Origin of the sequence: Streptomyces liliiviolaceus (assembly GCF_018070025.1) — a bacterium.
Lineage (GTDB): Bacteria > Actinomycetota > Actinomycetes > Streptomycetales > Streptomycetaceae > Streptomyces > Streptomyces liliiviolaceus.
Map to the genome: position 1 here is coordinate 1,980,987 of NZ_JAGPYQ010000002.1, position 14,071 is coordinate 1,995,057.

The following is a 14,071-nucleotide window of genomic DNA, read 5'->3' on the forward strand; positions in this document are numbered from 1 at the left end:
CGGAGGAGTCCTTCCGGGAGCCCGTCGGTGCCGGGCGGGGCCGCTCGGTACCGGACGAGGCCGGCCGGGCCGGGCCGTACCGGGCGGCGGATCAGGCGGGGCGGATCATGCCCTCCTGGACGACGGTGGCCAGGTGGCGGTGGTCGCGGGTGAAGAAGCGGCCGGTGCCCAGTCCGCGGCCCGCGTCGGCGGCGACCGCTTCCTGGACGTAGAGGAGCCAGTCGCCGACCGGCCCGGAGCGGTGGAACCACATGGCGTGGTCGAGGCTTGCGGTGACGAGCCCGGGATCGGCCCAGGCCAGGTCCAGGACGCGCAGGACGGGTTCGAGGATCGTGTAGTCGCAGACGTACGCCAGCGCGGCGAGGTCCCTTTGGACGTCGGTCAGTCCTTCGACGGTACGCAGCCTGTCGAACGGCCGCACCCACAGCGCCTGTTGGGGCAGTCGTTTGCCCTCGACGGTGAGGTAGACCGGGCCGGGCACGTGCCGCATGTCGAAGCTGCGGCCGGCCGACCAGTAGGCCTTCGACTCGTCGGTCATCGAGCCGCCGCTGCGCTCTTCGAGGTACGCCGCCGAGCTGGGCAGGTCCTCCGGGTCGGGGACGACCTCGCCGAACTCGGCATGGAAGGTGCCGCCGGGCTCCCCCGCGGCGAAGTTGGCGAGGCACACGTAGAGCGGTTTGCCGTTCTGGTAGCCGCGCACCTGCCGGGTGCTGTAGCCGCGGCCGTCGCGCAGCACCTCCACCTCGTAGCGCACCTGGGCGCCGATGTCGGCGGGGCGCAGGAAGTAGCTGTGCATCGAGTGCAGCGTCTTGGCGTCGGTCACCGACCGCATGGCCGCCGCCGCTGCCGCCGCGACGAGGTCGCCGCCGTACGCCTTGGGCCAGGGGCAGGGCTGGGTGACGGCGGTGAAGGCCAGGTCGAAGTGCTCGGCCGCGGTGGGCGTGAGCGCGACGGCGTCCGTGAAGAAGGCCGAGGTGGGCGGCGTACCGCTGGGCGTCGGTCCGGGACCCGGCGTCATCGGTCGAGCCAGTCGCGCAGATCGGCGTCGGGGACGTCGGTCAGGTTGACGACGATGTTCTCCGGCGTCCGGGTGGTCATCCAGGTCAGCGGCTCGCTGCGGGAGAGGTTGCACTCGATGTGCGGCATGAACGGCGGGACGAAGACCCAGTCGCCCTCCGCCATGTCGACGTAGTCCTCGAACTTCTCGCCGAAGTAGATGCGGGCCCGCCCCGACAGGACGTAACCGCCGGTCTCGGCCTCGCCGTGGTGGTGGGTGACCGAGCGGTAGCCGGGTTCGTTGCTGACCTTGCCGAACCACAGCTTCGTGGCGGGGGTGTGCTGGATGCTGACGCCCGAGATCCGGACGGCCCCGCCGGAGTCTGCGGTGTTCCCGCTCTCCGATCCGGCGCGCGTGACCACGGGGGCGACGATCCCGCTGGGCAGCCGGTACATCGAGGCGTCACCCTCCAGGCGGTACTTGCTGAGGTCGGGCTCCATGGGGGCTGGCTCCGTTCCGGTCGTGCGGTTTCGGGAGCGGGCGATCGGTGGCACGGTACGTGTGGTATCTCGTTTTTTTCACGACCGTCATTTATTGTCAATACAGCATGCCGCACCCGACCGGAGACGGCCCGTCGGACCGGGCCGCGAACTTGAACCGGAGGCCACGTGACTCCCATCGCCGTGAACCCGGGAGCGCTGCCGACGCCCCGTGGCTACTCGCACGGAACTCTCGCGGGGAACACGCTCCATCTGGGCGGGCAGACCGCTCTCGACGCCGACATGAAGATCGTGCCGGGTGGGATCGTCGAGCAGTTCCGCCAGGCGTTCGGCAACGTCCTGACGACGCTGCGCGAGGTTGGCGGGGAGCCGGGGGATCTGGTGAGCGTGACGATCTACCTCACCGACATCCCCGACTACCAGGCGCACGGCAAGGAGATCGGGCGGGTGTGGCGGGAGCTTGCGGGGCCGGTCTATCCGGCGATGGCCGGGATCGGCTGCACGGCGCTGTGGCAACCGGAGGCGATGATCGAGATCACGGGCGTGGCGGTGATCCCCTCCGACCGCCTGACACTCCGCCCGTAACCCCCGTCTCGGCCCCGTCAAAGATTGCGCAGTTCCCCGCGCCCCTAAGGAAACCGGCCGCACCCCCTGCCTTTTAGGGGCGCGGGGAACTGCGCGGCCAGCCCCCACCGGCCCGCAGGCAAAAGCAACTCCGCACGCCCGGCTGCTTTTAGGGGCGCGGGGAACGGCGCAGCTAGGTACGTTGTTACCGTTCGCGGATGTCCGACTCTTCACGCGACACCGCGGCCGGCGCAGGCTGGGGCAGCACCGAACGCGGCGCGTACACGCACCTGATGCCACAACGGACCGAGAAGTTGTCCTGGGTGAACCCCAAAACCCTGTGGCCCGCCCGCAACGGCACACTCGCCTCCCTCTTCGGCGACCCGACCGCCCACACCCGCAACCGCTGGGTGGAGCAACGAACGGCCGCCGGAGCCCCGGCAGACAAGGTGTTCAGACACCCCGCCCCGGACAACTTCTCCTTCATGGTCATAGGGGACACCGGCGAAGGCGACGAACCCCAGTACGCCGTCGTACCGGGCTTCCTGAGAGCCGGTCAGGACACGGAGTTCGCCGTGCTCGCCAGCGACGTGATCTACCCGGTCGGCGCCACCGACGACTACGGCACGAAGTTCTTCCGCCCGTACCAGGACTACCAGGCACCGATCTACGCGATACCCGGCAACCACGACTGGTACGAGGACCTGGACGGCTTCATGCGCGTCTTCTGCGACGCGCGGCCCCTCCCACCACAGCCCCGGCCCCGCCCCCTGTCGTCCGCCTGGTGGCGCTCACTGCTGTGGCACAAACCGCGCGCCCCCGACGAACAACGCCTGGCGGAGGCGCGGAAGTTGCGCTCGGCCCCCGCCCAACAGGCCGTCCAGCCGGGCCCGTACTGGGCCGTCGACGCGGGCCCGGTGCGGATCATAGGCATCGACACCGGACTGCTGGGAACCATCGACGCCGAGCAGGGCCGCTGGCTCCGCGAGGTCTCCCAGGGCGACACCCCCAAGATCCTCGTCACCGGCTCCCCCCTGTACGTGGACGCCGAGCACCACCCCTGCCAGATCGACGGCGGCGGCACGGTCGACGACATCGTGCGCGATCCCGCCCATCACTACGTGGCCGCGATAGGCGGTGACATCCACAACTACCAGCGCTATCCGGTGGAGGTGGACGGCCGCACCATCCAGTACGTGGTCGCCGGTGGCGGCGGAGCCTTCATGCACGCCACCCACACCATGCCGCGCGTCTCCATCGGCGGTGTCACCGAGGCCGACTTCCGCTGCTATCCGCTGCGCGGCGACTCGCTGGCCTTCTACAGCGGGCTCTACGGGCGCCGGCTGCGGATGCGGCGCTTCTTCACGCTCACCGAGGACCAGGCGACCGCCGTCGTCTCCGAACGTCTCGGCATCCCCCGGACCCGGGCCAGAGCCGGGGCCGAGGCCGGGGCCACCCGTGTCACCGCGCGCACCCGCCTCGTAGCGAGCCTGCTGGGCGCGGGCGGCCGACCCGACCGCACCTCACGCATGCGCCTGCCGGTGCGCAAGGCCTACACGCAGCTCTTCTCGCCGGGGTCGGCGACGTACAGTCCGCCGTTCTTCAAGTGCTTCCTGCGCCTGGACGTCAGTCCGGAGTCCGTCCGGCTGCGCTGCTTCTCGGCGACCGGGAACCTGCCGCAGGAACTCGATCCGCCCGTCGAGGACGAGGTCGTCATCCCCCTGGTGTGACGCGGGGTGATCCACCGGGCGGTTCCCCCGATTGGCGGCGCCCGGCTTGCGGGCGGACGATGAGGAGGAAAGGGCCCAGAGGCCGCGGAACACGCTGAATTGGAGGGACCGTCATGATGGAGATCAAGGCGGTCGAGAAACCGGACGAACGGCGGGACTTCCCGCACGGTCACCTGGAGGCCGTACACCTCACCGGCCTCGACTTCGCCGTGGCGACGTTCGAGCCGGGCTGGCGCTGGTCCGAGTCCGTGGGACCGATCGCGGGCACCGGGAGCTGCCAGGTCCACCACAACGGATACGTCCTCCAGGGCCGTATGCGGATCCGGATGGACGACGGCGCCGAGGGCGAGGTCGGCCCCGGAGACGTCTTCGTCTGCCCGCCCGGCCACGACGCCTGGGTCGTGGGGGACGAACCCACCGTGGTGTTCGACTTCGCCGGAGGGATGGCACAGGAGTACGCGAAGGCCACCGACTGACCCCTCCCGGACCGGCACGCAGATCGACTCCGACACAGCATCTCCCCCTCGGCACGGGGTCATTCGGAGCCGCCACGTCTATTCTGGGGTCGCATGGAGGGGGCAGCGGGCAGCGGGGCGACCGGTGAACCGCCGGAGTCCAGTGCGTCGTTCGGCCCGCTCGTGGTCTCGTCGCCGATTCTGCGGGCCGCGCACGTCGTCCTGCCCGAGGAGAGCCCCGACCCCGTGCTGCTGCCGTCGATCACCCTGCTCGACCGGGCGGCGTCCCACGGGGGCGGCCGGGACGAACTGCCCCTGCCCTCGGGGCGACTGCTCGCGGGACAGTACCGGCTGATCCGGCCGCTGGGCTACGGCGGGATGGGCGAGGTCTACCTGGCGCTCGACACCAAGGTCGACAACCGCGAGGTCGCCATCAAGATCCTCCACCCGCAGCAGGCGGCGACCTCGTCGGGTGCCCTGGCCCAGGAGCGGCGGGCCCTGGTCGATCTCAGCCACGGCGACATCATCCGTGTCTTCAACTACGGGCACCATCCGGAGGTCGGCGACTTCCTCGTCCTGCAGTACGTGGACGGTCTCACGCTCGAAGAGGTACGGGCCCGGGTCCAGGTGAACGCGGACGAGTTCGGCGGCGGCCGGTTCCACGAGTTCGTACTCGCCTACGGGGTAAGGATCCTGGCCGCTCTCGGGCATCTGCACGCCGACCGGCCCGGCAAGGTCTACGGCGACCTCAAGCCGGACAACGTGATGCACGACGGCACCGCCACGAAGATCATCGACGTGGGGAGCGTCCGCTCGGCCGGACTGCCCGGCCACACCACGGAGGGCTTCCGGGCTCCGACCGTCGGCCCGAACGGCCAGTCCACCGGCCAGGACGACCTGTTCAGCCTCGGGGAGACCCTGCGGCGGCTGAGCGGGCTGGGGCGCTGCCCCGGCGACCTGGCGGAGCTGGGCCGCCTGGACATGATCGGCCCGACGACGACCGGCACGCCGGAGTCGACCGGATCACCGAAGTCAGCGGAGTCACCGGAGTCACCGGGCGGGGACGAGCCCCTCCGGATCTCCGGGGCACCCTCCATGACCGCGCCGCCTCCGCACGGACTCGGCCTGGTGTCGCTGGCCCGGGTCCTGCACCGTGCCACCCGCGCCGAACGGGCCGAACGGTTCGCCACCGCGCGCGAGATGGAGGAACAACTGCGCGGTGTCTTCCGGGAGTTGCGGTCGCTGCGGACCGGTCTTGAGACCTTCGAGCCGTCCCCGCTCTTCTTCCAGTCGCCGTACGCGCTCGACGCGGCCCTCGGTTCGGCACCGCCCGTCACCCGGTGGGCGGCGCCGGACGCGCCCGCCCCGTACGCACCGCCGTCGCCCGCCGAGGTCGCCAGCCGGCTGCCCGTGCCGCGCCCCGATCCGCAGGACCTCCACCACGCCGAGCTGAGCCGGCTGGCCGACGCCGCTCCCGAGGCGCTGCTCCAGCACACCGGGGACTGGCGGGACTCGCCGGAGGTCCTGCTGCTGCGCTGCCGTCTGCGGTTGCGCAGCGCCGGGAGCGGGACCTCGGCCGCCGAACGGGAACTGCGGTCCGCCGAGACCCTGATCGGCGCCGAGCACGCCCCGCACGACTGGCGGCTCGGCTGGCACCGCGGACTGCTCGCGCTCGGACAGGACCGGGTCGGGGCGGCCCGGCGCCACTTCGACGAGGTGTTCGCGGCGATCCCGGGCGAGTACGCGCCGAAACTGGCCCTCGGCTACTGCGCCGAGCGCCTCGGCCGCTGGCAGGAGGCGCTGACGTTCTACGAGGCGGTCCGGCTGCGCAACCCGTCGCTGGGCAGCGCCGCGTTCGGCGCGGCGCGGGCCCGTCTCGCCCTGGGCGGGGAACGGGCGTGGGACGACGCCGTACGGGCCCTGGACGCGGTGCCGCAGCACTCCCGGCACCGGACCGCCGCACGGACGGCCGCCGTACGCGTCGGCGTCGAGCACGTGCGCACCGCCGAGCGCCCGGACGAGGCGGCCGACCGGCTCCGCGAGGTGCTGGCCGCACTGGCCCGGCTGTTCCACGCGCACGGCCTGACGGACGAGCAGGCCAGGGTCCGGATGACGGCGGAGGTGTGGGAGGCGGTACGGGGAGCCCTCGTCCGGGGTGCGATCGACGCGGCGGGACTGGCCGGGCTCGCCGCGGACGCCGACGCACGGCTGGGCCTGCCGTCCGACGAACCCGGGCTGCGCAGAGAGCTCTCCCGCCTCTATCTCACCCTCGCGCACCAGGCCGCCCGTTCCGCCGGAGCCGAGGACGGGGCCGTCGCCGAGACCCTGCTGGACCGTGCCTACGCGGTCCGCCCGCTCGCCTTCCGGCACCACCGGGACAGCCCGTGGCTCGGGAAGAGAGCGACGGCCTGGCTGCGCACGATCGCCCATACGCCGTCACAGGGATCGCAGAGGTCGCCGAGGTCACAGGGGTCGCAGAGGCCTCAAGGATCCCCGGAGCCGCAGGAGCCGCAGTCGCAGTCGCAGTCGCAGTCGCAGTCGCAGGAAGAGAACGTCCGGACGGCCCGCGAGTGACCGGTTCGGCACGACGCGGACGTACGGCCCGGGGCGCGGGTGCCGCGACCGCGCCGCGCGCGACCCCACTGCCCGCACGTCTGCGCCGGGCCGCGCGGGGAGCGGTGGTCGTCGTCACCGAACTCGCCCGCCGGCTCTGGCGCTACCTGTGGCCCTCGCCCACCGGCCGCCGCAACCGCGCGTACCTGCGGGACCGCCTCATCGCGCTGCCCCTGCTCATCGTGGTGGCGTTCGGCACGCTCGGGTGGGCGTACCTGGACGTGCGGGACGACTCGGCGTATCTGCGGGACCGGCTGGCGCCCGCGCTGGTCGGCCTCGCGAACGCCAAGGCGTCGCTGTTCATCGCGCAGGGCGAGGCCGAGAAGAACCTCGCCGAGGCGGGGGCGGCCGAACTGGGCGGCCTCAGCGAGCGGTACCGCACGCGGGTGGCGCGGGCGACGCAGAGCCTCAACCAGGTGACCCGCAGCGGAGCCCTGACGGTGGTCGAGGAGCAGGAGCTGCGTGTGGTGTCCGCGCTGGTCGTCGACTACACGGGGTGGATCGGCCGGGCGCAGGGCCACGCGAGCGACGCCGTGCTGCGGGACGCCGAGCTGACGTACGCGCGCAGCATGCTCTGTTCGGAGCCGGTCGCCGCCGCGGACCGGCAGGACCGTTATCCGCCGTGTCCGCCGGCGACCGGTTCCGGGGCGACCTCGATCGTGGACCGCGTCACGGGGCTGGAGCGGGAGTTGCACGAACGGCTCGCGGAACGGGCCGCCTGGGGCCCGGGCGTGCTCACCGCGACCGTGGTCTCCGCTTTCGCCCTCGTGCTGGTCGCCGTCGGGCTCTGGCGCACCGTGGTGTTCCTGCGCCGCCGTTTCCGCATCCGGCTCAGTGTTCCGCTGGCGGCAGCCGCCCTGCCGCTGCTCGCCGTACCGCTCCTGGCGGCCGACGCGCTGCTCGCGCAGCACGCCCAGGCGCGGGCCGTTCCGCTGGCCGACACGCTCGCCGAACGGACCTCTCCGGAGACGGAGACGATCGCCGAGGAACGCCCCTTCGACGGCCCCGACCCACAAGCCATCGAGGTGCTGGAGGCCCGGATCGACAAGACGCTGTCCGACGGCCGGCTCCCCTTCCTCGACGGGGTCGCGCCCTTCGTCCTCCCCGCGGGTCTGCTCGCCGCCGGTCTCGTCGGCGGCGCCCTGCACGCGTACCGCCGCGAGTATCTCGTGGTCGCCCGCCCGGGAGCCGTCTCATGACCCGCCCGCCGACCGCCCCGCCCGGGACGCGTGTCCTGCGAGGGCTGCGGGTCCTGATGGCCGGATGTCTGCTCGCCCTGGTTCCCGGCTGTGCCTCGGACGCCCCCGACCCCCTCGTCGTGCTCGGCCCGTGGACCGGCAAGGAGGGCGAGGCCTTCGAGGCCGCGCTCCAGCGGCTCGACGACGGGACCGGCAGGACCTACACCTACGAGGGCACGCGCTCCCTGCGCGAGACCCTCGTCTCACAGCTGGAGGCGGACACCCCGCCGGACGTGGCGGTCCTCAACAGCATCGGCGAACTCACCGAGTACGCCCGCCGCGACAAGCTGAAGCCGCTCACCGAGCCGACCCGCGAACGCGCCTTCTCCCCGTGGTCGCCGGAACTCCTGGTGGACGGCAGCAGCCGTACCTACTGGGTGCCGCTGAAAGTCGACCTGAAGAGCCTGGTGTGGAGCAAGAAGGGCACACCGAGCGACGATCCGGCGTGGTGCGTGGGGCTCGCCTCGCAGGCCACCTCGGGCTGGCCCGGTACGGACTGGATCGAGGACATCCTGCTCCACCAGGCGGGTCCCGGCCGGTACGAGCAGTGGGCCACGAGCAGGCTCAGCTGGCGCGACCCGGACGTCGTACGGGCGTGGACGACCTGGGCGGAACTGCTCGACGGCCGCTCCGACGCCTCCGTCGAGCAGTCGCTGACCACGTCGTACGAAGGCACGTCCGGACCGGCCGGGCCCCGCGGGCTGCTGAACTCCCCCGGCTTCGCGTGCACCCACGAACACCAGAGCGCCTTCATCCGGTACGTGTACGCGGGCGACGACATCCGGGTGGAGCCGTCGGCCCGGTTCCTGCGCGGGCGGGCCGAGAACCGCGACGCGTTCGAGGTCGCCGGTGACATGGCCGCCGTCTTCAGCGACGACCCCGACGCCCAGGAACTGGTCGAGCGGCTGTCGAGTCCGGCCGGGCGGGCGCGGTGGCGGGCCGAGGCGGACCCGGCGGTGCGTCCGCTGTTCCCCGACACGAAGGGGCTGCCTCCCACGGAGCCGGCGAACACCGTCGAGCAGGAGATCGACGGCCTGCTCAACTCGACGGCCCGGACCCTGTGTTTCGACGCCTCCGACGTGATGCCACCCGAACTGCGGGACGCCTTCCACCGTGCGGTCCTGGAGTTCTTCCGCGACCCCGCGAAGAAGCATCTCGACTCGCTGCTCAGGCAGTTGGAGACCATACGGGTCCAGGTGGACGAGGACGCGGACGACGCCCGCTCGTTCCGGCCGCCCGAGCACATCTGCGCCGGCCCCGGCGGCTGAATCCCGTGCGCCGGTGGTACGCCCTCGGCCGGCTCCCGGTGCGGAGGAGCCGGCCGAGGGGACCCGGTGCGGGCCCTTCAGGCTCTCAGGAGGCGGGGCACTCCTTCCATGCCAGGTGGTAGATGGTGCTGAGTTCACCGTCCGTCGAGTCCATGGTCATGAAGCTGGTACTGCTCGGAGCCGACGTGCCCGCGTTGACGCGTATCTCGGTGTTGATGTTGAAGTTCCGCTGGACACCGCAGGGCGCCCAGACCAGTTGCGCCCACTCCGTGGTGTCCGTGGCCTGCCAGTTGTCGTCGAGGGGGCCTCTGAAGGGGTGCGTGATGGAGGCCGTGTTCGACGAGCCCTGGAAGTAGTACGAGGCCTTCTCGGTGCTGGTCGCCCCCGCCTTGAGCGAGGCGAAGCCGCGGTAGTCCGCGCTGGCGATGGCGTACGTGAAGCCGCCCGGTACGGCGACGACCAGGTTGAGCTGGCAGTTCTTGCGGAACGCGGTGGGATCGGAGTTGCCTCCCACCTGGGCGAGGTAGTCGCTGTAGGTCACCGTGAACGCGGTGTTGTCCGGGGACACGGCGACGGCGGCGGTGCCCGCGGGACAGCCGGAGCCGTTCACGGTGGCGACATTGATGACGATCTTGTCCGGGGGCGGGTCGACGATCGCGCTCGACGGGTCGTGCGCGGGCAGTGCGGTGGCGAACAGAGCGGCGATCGCGCCGCTCAGCAGCAGTCCACCGGTCATGGTGCTCCAATCCGTTGCGTCGGTGTTCCGGCGGCGGGGTGCGTGCCCCGCCGCGAAATGGGGGGTGCGGCCCCCGTGTACGGAGGCCGTCGCGGACCAGGTGCTTGGGATCAGACAGTCAGGCAGGCAGTCAGGCAGCGATGGAACGGTGGAGCGCACCATCGATAGACAAGTCATGAACATGTCAATTCATCAACTACAGGCTCATCACTCGAAGGCACGCCCGCACCCGACCCTGTGAAGGTTCAATGAAGAGGCTGTGAAGGCCGGGAGCGATCGCATCGTACGAAGCCCGACCGTGACGAGCCAGGGCGAACTCCGGCCAATTGTGCGCACGGCCGTCGGCAGGTCCGCCGACGGCCGTGCGCGCTTCGCGCCGGTCAGCCCTCGTACTCCGTCAGGTCGATCGTCCACAGCCGGAGGTCGTGTCCGTGGACCGGGTCCTGTACGGCGCCCTCCCTCTTCATGCCGAGCTTCTCCAGTACGTTCGCGGAGGCGCTGTCGCCCGGCCGGGGCGCGGCGACAACCCGGTCGATGCCACGGTCCTGGAGGGCGAACTCAAGCGCGGCGTGGGCGGCCTCGGACGCGTATCCCTGTCCCCAGTAGACCCGTCCGAGCCGCCAGGTGATGGCGATCCGGTCCGCGATCTCGGGCGGGGAGTCGGCGACGTACAGGCCGACGGCTCCGGCGAGTTCTCCCGAGCCGAGGAGTTCGACGGCGAAGACCCCGAAACCCTCGTCGTCCCACTCCTCCTCCCACGCCTCGATGTCCTCGGCGGTCTCCTCCAGGGACCGCGGCCGGCCGTCGCCGATCCACTGCATCACCGTGGGGTCGGCGTGGATCTCGGACAGGGGCAGGAGGTCGTCGTCCTGCCAGCGGCGCAGCAGCAGGCGGGGGGTACGGATGTCGTTCATGCCCCCATCCTGTCGACACGCGGGCCGAGCGCGAAATCCGCACCGGCGGTTCTACCGCGTGAGCCAGATGATCAGGGCGATGACGATCACGGCCAGCAGCAGTACTGCCGGGAGGGCTCGTTTCAGGACCGCGCCGCGGGCCACGCTCATCAGGTTCAAGGGTTGCACCGCTGCCGGGGCGGGCGGCGGGGACGCGGGGCGGACCCCGTTCGACACGGGGGTGACGGGAGCCGCCGGGCTCGCCGGAGCGGGCTCCTGCACGGTTCCGGTCGTGGAAGCGTCCGCTGCGGTGCCGTTCGCCGTGGCGGCGGCCGGTACCGCGGTCTCCGCGCCGGGGGCCGGGCCGGTGTCCGTCCCCGCCGCGGCCGGTCCGGGCGCGGCACCAGACGTGGCCGCAGGCGCAGACGCCGGTGCCGGCGAAGACGCCGATGCAGGTGCAGGCGCCAGTGGTTCGCCGGCTCCGGTCGCGGCCCGCCCCCGGCGTCGGTCCGCCGCGAGCTGCCCCTCCAGGTTGTCGACGAACTGGGCCAGCAGCCGCCCGCTGATCTCCTCGATCATCCCCTTGCCGAACTGCGCGACCCGGCCCGTGATGGTGAGGCGGGTGTCCACCGTGACCCGCGTTCCGGAGTCGTCCGGGACCAGGCGGGCGGTGACGCGGGCGTCGGCGTTGCCCTGCCCCCGGGTGTCACGGCCGCGCGCGTGCAGCACCGCCGTGCGCCCCGCCTCGTCCTTCTCCTCGAAGGAGACGACCCCCTTGTACTGGACGGTCATGGGTCCGACCTTGACCTTCACGACCCCGTTGTACGCGTCGCCGTCCACGCCGGTGAGCTGGGCGCCCGGCATACAGGGAGCGATCCGCTCCACGTCGGTCAGCAGGTCCCAGGCCTCGTCGGGCGGCAGGTTCACTCGGAACTCATTGGTGAAGTCCATGACGGACACACGATGGGCGCGGCCCGCCGGACCGTCAACGTGCTCTTCAGTCTTTGCTTAAGACGCCGGGCGACCCCGTCCGGCGGGCGTGGCGGACGTCAGCTCCAGATGGTGACGTGGACCGGCGGACGGAACTCGTTCATGGGCACCCCGTTGGACCGCGTCAGCACCGCCTGCGTCGCGGCCGGTGTCGTCACGAAGCGGCACAGCGCGGCGGCCGTCGTCGAACGGCGTTCGCCGATGAGCGCGCTCGCGTACAGCATGCCGCTCAGCCGGGCGCCCGTGACATCGAGCCGGATCAGCGACCCGCGCCGCAGGTCGTCGCGTACGACGTGCAGGAAGGCCACGGACAGACCGGCCCCGGCGGCCACCGCGTTGAGCGAGGCGGTGACGCTGGGGAAGGCCTTCGCGCCGGTCGCCTCGACTCCGACGTGGGCCAGGAAGGCGCCCGACAGTGTGTCCGGGTCGAGCCCGGCCGGGCCCAGCAGCCATGGTTCGTGGGCCAGTTGGGCGGGGCCCAGCCGTTGCCCGTGTTTCAGCGGATGGTCCGGCGCCGCGACGACGGCTAGTTGGAAGCGCAGGAACGGTATCGACTCGACGGCCGGTGCCGGACGCGGGGCCGGACCGATGGTGACATCGGCACGCCGGTCGCGGAGCAGGTCGCCGAAGACCGCCACCGGCACGGCGAGGGTCTCCACGTCCAGGTCGGGCTGCCTGCGCCCGAAGGACGTCAGCAGTGCGGGGAGCACCTGCTCGACGCCGGCCTCGGTGGACGCCACCCGCAGATGGGCGGTACCGGAACTCGCCTGGCGGACCCGGTGCCGGGTCTCCTCGGCGAGACCGACGATCTCGGCGGCGCCCGCGGCCAGCCTGCTGCCGCCCGGGGTGAGACTGATCCCGCCGGCGGCCCGGATGAAGAGCACGTCGCCCAGTTCGCGGCGGAGCACGGCGACCGCCCCGGAGACGGCGGCCTCGGTGACTCCGAGCGCCTGAGCCGCGCCTTTCACGGAACCCAGTCGGGCCACTGTGACGAATGCGCGCAGCTGAGTCAGCGTCATGTCCGCCATTACAACGGCTGTTCGGCCGGTAGGACCCGTTCCGTCGCCGACCGACTTAAGCATTCGCTTGAGTCGCCGTTGACCGGCCCGTACGACCGCGCGATTGTTCCCCCGGACCGGCCGCCGGACCGTCGCATCGCAAGGCACCGGCCCGGTCCTCAAGGGAGGGAGCGTGCCGTGCAGGTACCCGCTTCGTTCGACTACCGGCGTGCGACGAGCGTGGCCGAGGCGCTGGAGCTGCTGCGGCGCTACGGCGAGGAGGCGCGGGTCGTGGCCGGCGGACACAGTCTGCTGCCCATGATGAAGCTGCGCCTCGCCGGCCCCGAACTGCTCGTCGACATCAACGACCTGCACGAACTCGACCACATCGAGCTGGTCGGGGACGAGCTGCGCGTCGGCGCGCTGACCCGGCACCGCACCCTCCTGGAGTCGCCGCTGGTCGGCCGGTACTTCCCCATCGTCCACGACGCGGAGAAGGTGATCGCCGACCCGCCGGTCCGCAACCGGGGCACGATCGGCGGCTCCCTGTGCCAGGCGGACCCGTCGGAGGACCTGTCGGCGGTGTGCGGGGCGCTGCACGCGCGGGTCGTGATCCGCGGGGAGGGCGGCGAACGGGTCGTGCCCATGGCCGACTTCCACCAGGGCCCGTACGAGACGGCGGTGGGCGTCGGCGAGATGCTGGTCCAGGTGCGGATCCCCGTCCTGCCGGGGGCGGGCAGCGCGTACGAGAAGGTCGAGCGCAAGTCCGGCGACTGGGCCGTCGCCGCCGCCGGGGTCGCGCTGACCCTGCGCGAGGGGCGGATCGCCGACGCGGGCGTGGGTCTGGCCGCGGTGGGCGCGGGCGCGCTGAACCTCGACGCGGTGCAGGAGCTGCTGAACGGCGGCGAACCGTCCGAGGCACTGTACGAGGAGGCGGCCCTGCTGGCCTCCGCGAACTGTTCGCCGGTCACCGACGGCCGGGGCAGCGCCGAGTACAAGCGGCATCTGGCCGGCGAACTCACCAGGCGGGCCCTGCGGCGGTCCGTCGCAAGGGCACGGACCGCCCAGGGCACCACAGGGGAGGCGTGA

General features: G+C 71.9%; 13 protein-coding genes. 7 read left to right on the top strand and 6 right to left on the bottom strand.

Features of this window, described 5'->3' with window-relative positions:
* Positions 1-91: 91 nt before the first annotated feature.
* Positions 92-1,018: an acyl-CoA thioesterase gene (locus J8N05_RS44005; RefSeq protein ID WP_210893286.1), complete on the bottom strand. Its 927-nt coding sequence runs from the start codon at positions 1,016-1,018 to the stop codon at positions 92-94.
* A complete protein-coding gene (locus J8N05_RS44010; RefSeq protein WP_210893288.1) occupies positions 1,015-1,497 on the bottom strand; it encodes a cupin domain-containing protein in 483 nt (160 codons plus the stop codon). The genes J8N05_RS44005 and J8N05_RS44010 overlap by 4 nt, the downstream gene beginning before the upstream one ends.
* Positions 1,498-1,665: 168 nt before the next feature.
* Between J8N05_RS44010 and J8N05_RS44015 the strand changes: the two genes are divergently transcribed.
* The 6 genes from J8N05_RS44015 to J8N05_RS44040 all read left to right on the top strand — a co-directional run bounded on the left by J8N05_RS44015 (position 1,666) and on the right by J8N05_RS44040 (position 9,365).
* The gene (locus J8N05_RS44015) at positions 1,666-2,082 is read left to right on the top strand and encodes a RidA family protein (protein ID WP_210893290.1); all 417 of its coding nucleotides are present in this window, start codon (positions 1,666-1,668) and stop codon (positions 2,080-2,082) included.
* Between the two features lie 197 nt (positions 2,083-2,279).
* The gene (locus tag J8N05_RS44020; RefSeq protein ID WP_210893292.1) at positions 2,280-3,791 is read left to right on the top strand and encodes a metallophosphoesterase family protein; all 1,512 of its coding nucleotides are present in this window, start codon (positions 2,280-2,282) and stop codon (positions 3,789-3,791) included.
* Positions 3,792-3,904: 113 nt separating this feature from the next.
* Entirely contained in the window at positions 3,905-4,267 is a 363-nt protein-coding gene (locus tag J8N05_RS44025; RefSeq protein WP_210893293.1) for a cupin domain-containing protein, read from the top strand.
* A 93-nt stretch (positions 4,268-4,360) separates the two neighbouring features.
* A complete protein-coding gene (locus J8N05_RS44030) occupies positions 4,361-6,820 on the top strand; it encodes a serine/threonine protein kinase (RefSeq protein ID WP_210893295.1) in 2,460 nt (819 codons plus the stop codon).
* Positions 6,817-8,058: a hypothetical protein gene (locus tag J8N05_RS44035; RefSeq protein ID WP_247706942.1), complete on the top strand. Its 1,242-nt coding sequence runs from the start codon at positions 6,817-6,819 to the stop codon at positions 8,056-8,058. The genes J8N05_RS44030 and J8N05_RS44035 overlap by 4 nt, the downstream gene beginning before the upstream one ends.
* Entirely contained in the window at positions 8,055-9,365 is a 1,311-nt protein-coding gene (locus tag J8N05_RS44040) for a type 2 periplasmic-binding domain-containing protein (RefSeq protein ID WP_247706943.1), read from the top strand. Before J8N05_RS44035 ends, J8N05_RS44040 begins: the two co-directional genes overlap by 4 nt.
* 85 nt (positions 9,366-9,450) lie before the next feature.
* Here J8N05_RS44040 and J8N05_RS44045 read toward each other — a convergent pair whose 3' ends face one another.
* The 4 genes from J8N05_RS44045 to J8N05_RS44060 all read right to left on the bottom strand — a co-directional run bounded on the left by J8N05_RS44045 (position 9,451) and on the right by J8N05_RS44060 (position 13,003).
* Positions 9,451-10,101, bottom strand: coding sequence for a DUF4360 domain-containing protein (locus tag J8N05_RS44045; RefSeq protein ID WP_210893297.1), 651 nt, complete (start codon positions 10,099-10,101; stop codon positions 9,451-9,453).
* 380 nt (positions 10,102-10,481) lie between these two features.
* Entirely contained in the window at positions 10,482-11,015 is a 534-nt protein-coding gene (locus J8N05_RS44050; protein WP_210893298.1) for a GNAT family N-acetyltransferase, read from the bottom strand.
* Between the two features lie 51 nt (positions 11,016-11,066).
* Positions 11,067-11,945, bottom strand: coding sequence for an SRPBCC family protein (locus J8N05_RS44055; RefSeq protein WP_210893300.1), 879 nt, complete (start codon positions 11,943-11,945; stop codon positions 11,067-11,069).
* A 98-nt stretch (positions 11,946-12,043) separates the two neighbouring features.
* Positions 12,044-13,003 carry a LysR family transcriptional regulator gene (locus J8N05_RS44060; RefSeq protein ID WP_210893302.1) on the bottom strand — a complete coding sequence of 320 codons (960 nt, stop codon included), beginning with the start codon at positions 13,001-13,003 and terminating at the stop codon, positions 12,044-12,046.
* Positions 13,004-13,180: 177 nt separating this feature from the next.
* Between J8N05_RS44060 and J8N05_RS44065 the strand changes: the two genes are divergently transcribed.
* Positions 13,181-14,071, top strand: a complete 891-nt coding sequence (locus tag J8N05_RS44065) for an FAD binding domain-containing protein (RefSeq protein ID WP_210893304.1) — start codon at positions 13,181-13,183, stop codon at positions 14,069-14,071.